General features: G+C 62.3%; 5 protein-coding genes. All 5 read left to right on the top strand.

Annotation, left to right across the window (positions count from 1 at the left end; translation table 11 throughout):
* The coding region (locus tag Q1K49_RS05930) for a hypothetical protein (RefSeq protein ID WP_300523948.1) at nt 1-273 on the top strand (273 nt) is incomplete at its 5' end.
* 656 nt (nt 274-929) lie between these two features.
* Nucleotides 930-2,222 (top strand): IS21 family transposase, encoded by a 1,293-nt coding sequence (gene istA, locus Q1K49_RS05925; RefSeq protein WP_300523946.1) that lies wholly within the window; start codon nt 930-932, stop codon nt 2,220-2,222.
* Complete coding sequence (gene istB, locus Q1K49_RS05920) at nt 2,219-3,013, top strand: IS21-like element helper ATPase IstB (RefSeq protein ID WP_300523944.1); 795 nt, start codon at nt 2,219-2,221, stop codon at nt 3,011-3,013. The genes istA and istB overlap by 4 nt, the downstream gene beginning before the upstream one ends.
* 82 nt (nt 3,014-3,095) lie before the next feature.
* On the top strand, nt 3,096-4,886 hold the full coding sequence (locus Q1K49_RS05915) for a methyl-accepting chemotaxis protein (protein WP_300523942.1): 1,791 nt from the start codon (nt 3,096-3,098) through the stop codon (nt 4,884-4,886).
* A 439-nt stretch (nt 4,887-5,325) separates the two neighbouring features.
* Nucleotides 5,326-7,101 carry a methyl-accepting chemotaxis protein gene (locus Q1K49_RS05910; RefSeq protein ID WP_300523941.1) on the top strand — a complete coding sequence of 592 codons (1,776 nt, stop codon included), beginning with the start codon at nt 5,326-5,328 and terminating at the stop codon, nt 7,099-7,101.
* Nucleotides 7,102-7,244: the final 143 nt, after the last annotated feature.

Below are 7,244 nucleotides of genomic sequence, written 5' to 3'. Positions count from 1 at the left end.
GTTTTCCCTGGTCGTCCCTGGTTATCCCTGGTCGTCCCTGGTTATCCCTGGTTATCCCTGGTCGTCCCTGGTTATCCCTGGTCGTCCCTGGTTATCCCTGGTTATCCCTGGTCGTCCCTGGTTATCCCTGGTTATCCCTGGTTATCCCTGGTCGTCCCTGGTTGTGTCGCAGTTTCACTTCTGTCGTTTTATATCCCTGCTGGTGCGCCCGCAGGAGCGGATGCCGTGCGGGTACGCCCACGGTTTCCCGGGGTCCAAGGAAGGGAGGCATAGAGACGGAGTGTGCGAGAAGGAAACGTGCGGGCGGAAAATGCCTGCGGCGGTGGTTTGCACAAAGCGGAGCGCAAGGAGTGTTTTGCTTTAGGGAACCTCTGAATAAGGCTGCGTCAGCCCCGCAGGGCGCCTCGCAGAGCCTGATGCGACCCGAGTGCAAGGACAAGCGAAAGGTCTTTATTCAGAGCTTCCTTAGAAAACGCTGGTCGAGTAGAAATTACTCTCTCTCGATCTCGAGCGAATCACGTTTTTCCGAGATCGGCGTGGTATTTTTCGAGGCCCCTTTATCGTTCTCTTATCGCGCTATCCCGAATATTGGTTTTGGCATTCTAAAATTGATCACTTTTTGAGGGAACGCTAGCCGAAAATTGACCACCTGACCATCGCTCCGGATATCATCGTCGAGAACGCACACCATGACGATGAGACCGGAGGAGAAAGGATGCTGAAGGTGGACCAATACGAATACATACGGACCGCTCACCGGGTGTACGGAAAGAATGTGAGCGAAATAGCCAGGGAAACCGGACATTCTCGAAACACCGTGAAGAAAGTGCTTCGTGGTGAATTCACGGGCTATTCCCCAAGAAAGATCCAGCCTTCTCCGGTGCTCGGTCCCTATCACGAAATCATTTACCGATGGCTGAAAGAGGACATTGAAAGCCCGAAGAAGCAGCGCCCATACGGCAAAAAGGATATATACCCGTTTGGTGAGCGAATATGGCTTTACCGGAAGCGAAACGACGGTGCGCCGTCACGTATCTTCGGTCAAGAGAAGCCTCGGTCTGAAAAGCAGCGAAGCCTTCGTGCCTCTTGAGCCCTCTCCGAGGGGAGAAGCCGAGGTCGACTGGGGGAGTGCCACGGTTCTCCTCGGCGGAGAGGCCGTGCGGGTAAAAATCTTCTGCATGAGATCGAAGTACTCGGGAAACCCCTTCGTCCGCCTCTACCCTTGTGAACGGCAGCAGGCGTTTTTCGACGGACTGAGCCGTGGATTTCTCTATTATGGAGGCGTCTTTCCCGTAATGATCTTTGACAACCTGACGGCGGCAGTGGAAAAAGTGCTTCTCGGAAAAGAGCGGAAAGAACAGGCAAGCTTCGTCCGGTTCCGTTCCTGGTACACCTTCGAGAGCCGTTTCTGCTCTCCCGGTCGGGGAAACGAAAAGGGCGGAGTAGAGGGGCTCGTCGGATTCGCCCGCCGGAACTTCCTGGTTCCCCTTCCCCGGGGAGAAAGCCTGGAGAGCATCAACGACAGACTGCTGGAAGAATGCATCGCCTACGGTTCCCACAGGATGACCGGCCGGGAGGGGAGCATACGGGAACTGCACGATGCGGAAAAGAGGATCCTCATCCCCCTTCCCCGCCATCCCTACGGCAACGAACAGACCGTCTCGGTGAAGGCGGACAAGTACGCCACCGTCATGGTGGACAAGAACCGGTACTCCGTCCCCGCCGCCTACGCCGGCCGGCCCCTCCGGGCACTGCTCACCGTGGACGAGGTCGCACTCTACAGCGGAGAAAAGCGGCTCGCCGTCCACGGAAGAAAGTACGGAAACAACCACTGGGTTCTCGAGGCGGACCACTACCTCGAACTCCTCCGGGAACGTCCCGGAGCCTTCCGGGACGCCCGGCCCCTTTCGGAGTGGAAAAAGACCTGGAGCGACTCTCTGAACTCCCTTTTGGAACAATTCCAGGCGCGACAGGGAGAAAACCGGGGAATCAAGGAATTCATCGACGTGCTGCTCCTCGCGAGGCGTTACGGGCAAAAGCGGGTGGAAGCCGCCGCCTCGCAGGCCCTGAAAAACGGACTGAGCGACGCCGCCGGAATCCGCCATCTCCTCGAGTCGGCCGAAAGACAGGAAGAAACGCCCACGTCCCTTGAGTCGGAGCGGTGGACCGTCCTCCCCGCGGCGGACGTATCCGTCTATTCCGTCTTGGAGGCCGGACGATGAACACCGGGCGCCTTCTGCAGCTTCACGAGAACCTGAAGAACCTGACCCTCGGCAATGCCGCCCGACACCTCGAAGAACGGCTCCGTCAGGCCGAAGAACGGGGCGTGAGCTACGAGGAATTCCTCCTGGAACTCACGGAACTGGAACTCCAGATCCGCTTCGAGAACAGGGAAAAGAGGCGGTTGAAAGAAGCCCGTTTCCCCCTGGTCAAAACTCTGGGGAGTTTTGCCTTCGAAGAAGCGCCGCAGCTTGACAGAAGACTCATCGGTGAACTGGCCGCCGGAGACTATATCTCCCGACACCGGAACATTCTCTTCCTGGGTAAAAGCGGGTGTGGGAAAACCCATCTTGCCACAGCCCTGGGAAGAGAAGCCTGCCGGAAGAACCTTCGGGTCCGGTTCACCACGGCCTGCAATCTCGTCAACGAACTTCTGGAAAGCCGGGGAGAAAAGACCCTTGCCCGAGTTCTGGGCAAGTACACTCGGTATGACCTGCTCATCGTGGACGAACTGGGATATGTTCCCTTTTCGAAGGAAGGCGGAGAACTGCTGTTTCAGGTCTTCGCGGAACGGCACGAGCGGGGATCGGTCATCGTGACGACGAATCTCGGATTCGGAAGCTGGACGGAGGTCTTCGGGGATCCGAACATGACGGCGGCTCTGCTCGACCGGATGACCCACAAGGCGTACATCATCGAGTGCACGTGGGAAAGTTACAGACTGAAGGAAACCCTGAGGGAGGGAAGAAAGAGAAGCCAAATACAACTCAAAACGGCGGCCGCGGAAGAATGACCGGGGTGGTCAAAATTCGGCTGTCCCTGGTGATCAAATTTGCATTGACAAAACCAGAATATTCTGAGATGAGGTGATCGCCATGTCCTGGTTCCGTAACGTCAAGACCTTCGGCAAGATTTTCCTTCTCGTGGCCCTTTCTCTCTTCTTCACTACTCTGGTGGGTTTTTTGGGGTACCGGACGGCCCGAACCGCCGAAGAAAATATCCACCATCTCTACGAAAATGCCATGCTTCCCGCCCTGGCGGCCAAGGAGGCCCGCACTCAGGCCATTGAGGGTGAGCGAAACCTCCTGGCTCTGCTGCTCACCACCGACGAGGCCGAGAATGATCGCTTTCTAGCGCAGATGAAGCAGGCTGATGCCCTGGTAGATGAAAATCAGAACTTTCTCGAAAAGAGTGATCTCGACGAGGCGGCGAAGGAAATTTTCAAAGACATCCGCGAGGCCGGGAAAGCCTATCAGACAGCCCGGCAGAGCGTGGTGGACCTGGCCATGCAGAACAAGAACGACGAGGCCTACGCCCTCTTTCTGGCGGAGGTCCTCCCGGCGGCAAGGTCCTACCGGAATCTGCTGCTCCAGCTCGCGGAAGATCTTCAGCGCGATGCGGCGGCGATGGAAAAGGAGACGCTCGCCGCCGGGGAACGGGCCACCCGGATGCTGCTGCTTTTCACCGGGGCGGCGCTCGTGCTGTGCCTGCTTGCGGGATGGGTGATCACCCGGGGCGTGACGCGCCCTCTGGCGCGTCTGGAGGGGCTGGTGGAGCGCTTCGCCGGGGGGGATCTTGCGGTGCACTTTTCCGACACCGGGAAGGACGAGGTGGCCCGTATCGCCGGTGCGCTGGAGAACATGGCGGATGCCCTGCGGGAGGCCATGGGGCACGTGATGCAGTCCGCGGGAGGACTCGTCGCGGCGGCGGAGGAGTTCTCCGCTCTTGCGGAGGAGACCAATGCCGGGGTGGAGGAGTCCAGGGCTGCGGCGGAAAGCGTGGGGAATCTCATGGAGAGCCTTGCCGCCGCTGGGGAGGAGATCAACGCCTCGGTGGAGGAAGTCGCCGCGGGAGCGCAGACCTCCGCCACGCGGGGCGGCGACGTGGCTGCCCAGGTGAACGAGGCGAAGAGCGCCGGTGACGCAGGGCTCGAAGCCGTGCAGGAGACTGCGGAGAGCATTGTCTCCATGGTCCGCGAGGTGGAGGACTCCGCGAAGGCCGCGGAGGAGCTGGCCCAGCGGGCGGCTCAGATTCAGCAGTTCGTGGCGCAGATTGCGGGCATTGCGGACCAGACGAACCTGCTGGCCCTGAACGCCGCCATCGAGGCGGCCCGGGCGGGCGAGGCGGGGCGCGGCTTCGCCGTCGTCGCCGAGGAGGTTCGGAAACTGGCGGAGGAATCGGGCGGCGCCTCGCGGAACATCGCGGAGCTGGCGGGCATCATCGCCAGGGACCTGGATTCGGTTCTCGCCGGGGCCAGGCGAAATCGGAGCCAGGGCAAGATCGCGGAGGAGCGCGCCCAGGAGGCACAGGTGCGCATCGACCGGATTCTGAAGGCGCTGGAACAGATTTCCGCCGCCTCGCAGGACGTGGCCGCCGTGTCCCAGGAGCAGGCCGCGTCGAGCGAGGAGATCGCCGGGGCCGTGCAGGACATGGCGAACAAGGTGAACGATGCCACCTCCGGAACGGCGAACGTGCGGCATCAGATGGGCGAAATCTCCGCTGCGGCGGAACGCCTCGCCCAGGGGGCGGAGGAACTCTCCCGTCTCGGCGCCGCCCTTCGGGAGCGCATGGCCTTCTTCCGCATGGAGGAGACGGCGGAAGGACCCGCCCGGGGCGGGAAGAGCGCTCCGGGTGGTCTCGCCGCCCTGCCCCGCTCTTCCCGGTGACGCGGGGACGGCGGAAAACACAATGACCACGGCCCGGCGGAGACGCTCACCGCCGGGTTTTTTCGTTTTTACGCCGCGTACCGGGGCGCTCTCCGCTCCGCTTTCGTGAGGGAAGATCTTTTCCGGAGGCTTCGCCGCCGGGACATGGTCCCTTTGTCACGTAATGAACAAACATGGTGGACAGTATATGGTTTTTTCGCTACACTCTCTGAGGTTTTCTTCACAAGTGTGAGGCTCTTGTCCCTTTGCTCCGGGACAAAAGTCGTTTTGTTACATGACTTCAGACCTGGTTTTGTGGGACAATGTCCCTTGTCGTCGCGGGGGCTTTCTCCCGTGTTCTCGTGCGACGGGGCGGAACATTCGTGATGTGGGACGTATTCGGCCGGTTCCGGCCGGTTTCGAGACGCCGCCGCCATCTCTTTTTCGATGAGGTGATCCCATGTCCTGGCTCCGCAATGTCAAAACCTTCGGCAAGGTGTTTCTGCTCATTCTGCTTTCTCTCGCCTTCACGGCCCTGGTGGGGTTCGTGGGGTACCAGACGGCCCGCGATTCCGGCGAGAGCCTGGAGAAGTTGTACGAGGACGCCATGATTCCCGCTCTGGCGGCCAAGGAGATCCGCGCCCAGGCCGCTCTCGCGGAGGGGCAGGCCTTTGCCCTTCTTCTGAGTTCCGATCCGGAGGAGAAAAAGCGCATTCTCACCCGTTTCGAGGAGATGGTTGGTCTGGTGGAGGTGAACCTGACCACCATCGAGAAGAGCGAACTGGACGAGCGCTCCCGGAACCTGCTCATGCACATCCGCGACGCCGCCCAGATCTACCGCTCCGCCCGGAAGGGCGCGGTGGATCTGGCCATGGAGAACAAAAACGCCGAGGCCTACGCCCTCTACCAGGAGCAGGCCGCTCCCGCGAGCGCATCCTACCAGCGTCTGCTTCTCCAGTTTGCGGAGCATCTGCAGAAGAACGCCGAGGCCCTGGAACAGGCCACTCTCGCCGAGGGGGAAAGCGCCGCGCAGACTCTTCTGCTGCTCACCGTCGCCTCACTGGTGCTGGCCCTGCTTGTGGGGTGGTTCGTCACCCTGGGGCTGACACGTCCTCTGGGACGACTTGAAGGGCTCGTGAACCGCTTCGCCGGAGGTGACCTGACGGTGCAGTTCGCCGAGGAGGGCAAGGACGAGGTGGCCCGCATCGCCGCCGCGCTGGAGCATATGGCTGCTGCATTGCGCGACGCCGTGGGTTCCGTGGCGGAGACCGCCGACGGCATCGCCTCCACGGCGGAGGAATTTTCCGCCCTCGCGGAGGAGACCAACGCGGGGGTCGAGGAATCCCGCGCCGGGGCGGAGCAGGTGGGGAACATCATGGAGAGCCTCGCCGCCGCGGGGGAGGAGATCAACGCCTCGGTGGAGGAGGTCGCCGCGGGAGCGCAGACTTCCGCCACGCGGGGCGGCGACGTGGCGGAGCAGGTGAACGAGGCGAAGAACGCCGGTGACGCGGGGCTCGAGGCGGTGCAGTCCACCGCGGAGAGCATCACCGCCATGGCCCGCGAGGTGGAGGATTCCGCGAAGGCCGCGGAGGATCTGGCCCAGCGGGCGGCCAAGATCCAGCAGTTCGTGTCCCAGATCACGGGCATTGCGGACCAGACGAATCTGCTCGCGCTGAACGCCGCCATCGCGGCGGCCCGGGCGGGCGAGGCGGGGCGCGGCTTCGCCGTGGTCGCCGAGGAAGTGCGGAAGCTGGCGGAGGAGTCCAACGGTGCCTCGCGGAACATCGCGGAGCTGGCGGGCATCATCACCAGGGATCTGGACTCGGTCCTCGCCGGAGCAAAGCGCAACCGGGACCTGGGCAAGACCGCGGAAGAGCGCGCCCGGGAGGCACAGGTCCGCATTGGCCGTATTCTGGAGGCGTTGGAGCACATCGCCATGGCGTCCCAGGACGTGGCCGCCGTGTCCCAGGAGCAGGCCGCGTCGAGCGAGGAGATCGCCGGGGCCGTGCAGGACATGGCGGGAAAGGTGAACAACGCCGCTTCCATGGGGGTGACCATGCGGAGCCAGATGGGCGAGATCGCCGCCGCGGCGGAGCGCCTCGCCCAGGGCGCGGAGGAACTCTCGCGTCTCGGCGCCGACCTGGAGGCGCGCATGGCCTTCTTCCACTTCGACCGGACGGCGACAGGTGCGAACGCCCGGGAGGAAGACCAGGAACTCGTCGCCCTGCCGGAATGACGCCTGCTTCGGGATAGTCGGAGCGACCGTTCCGACACGTTCCTCGCACAACGCGTTCAGGATGAGACAGCGCCGCGGACCGATCGGTCCGCGGCGCTGTCTCATCCTGAACGCGTTGTGCGAGGAACGTGTCGGAACGGTCG

Origin of the sequence: Aminiphilus sp., assembly GCF_029975095.1 — a bacterium.
In the GTDB taxonomy this organism is placed as follows: Bacteria; Synergistota; Synergistia; order Synergistales; family Aminiphilaceae; genus Aminiphilus.
This window is presented reverse-complemented; position numbering and strand designations above follow the sequence as displayed.

Bases quoted from the DNA above. Each gene is read 5' to 3' on its own strand.
- istB (WP_300523944.1), top strand. From the start codon at position 2,219: ATGAACACCGGGCGCCTTCTGCAGCTTCACGAGAACCTGAAGAACCTG.
- Q1K49_RS05915 (WP_300523942.1), top strand. From the start codon at position 3,096: ATGTCCTGGTTCCGTAACGTCAAGACCTTCGGCAAGATTTTCCTTCTC.
- Q1K49_RS05910 (WP_300523941.1), top strand. From the start codon at position 5,326: ATGTCCTGGCTCCGCAATGTCAAAACCTTCGGCAAGGTGTTTCTGCTC.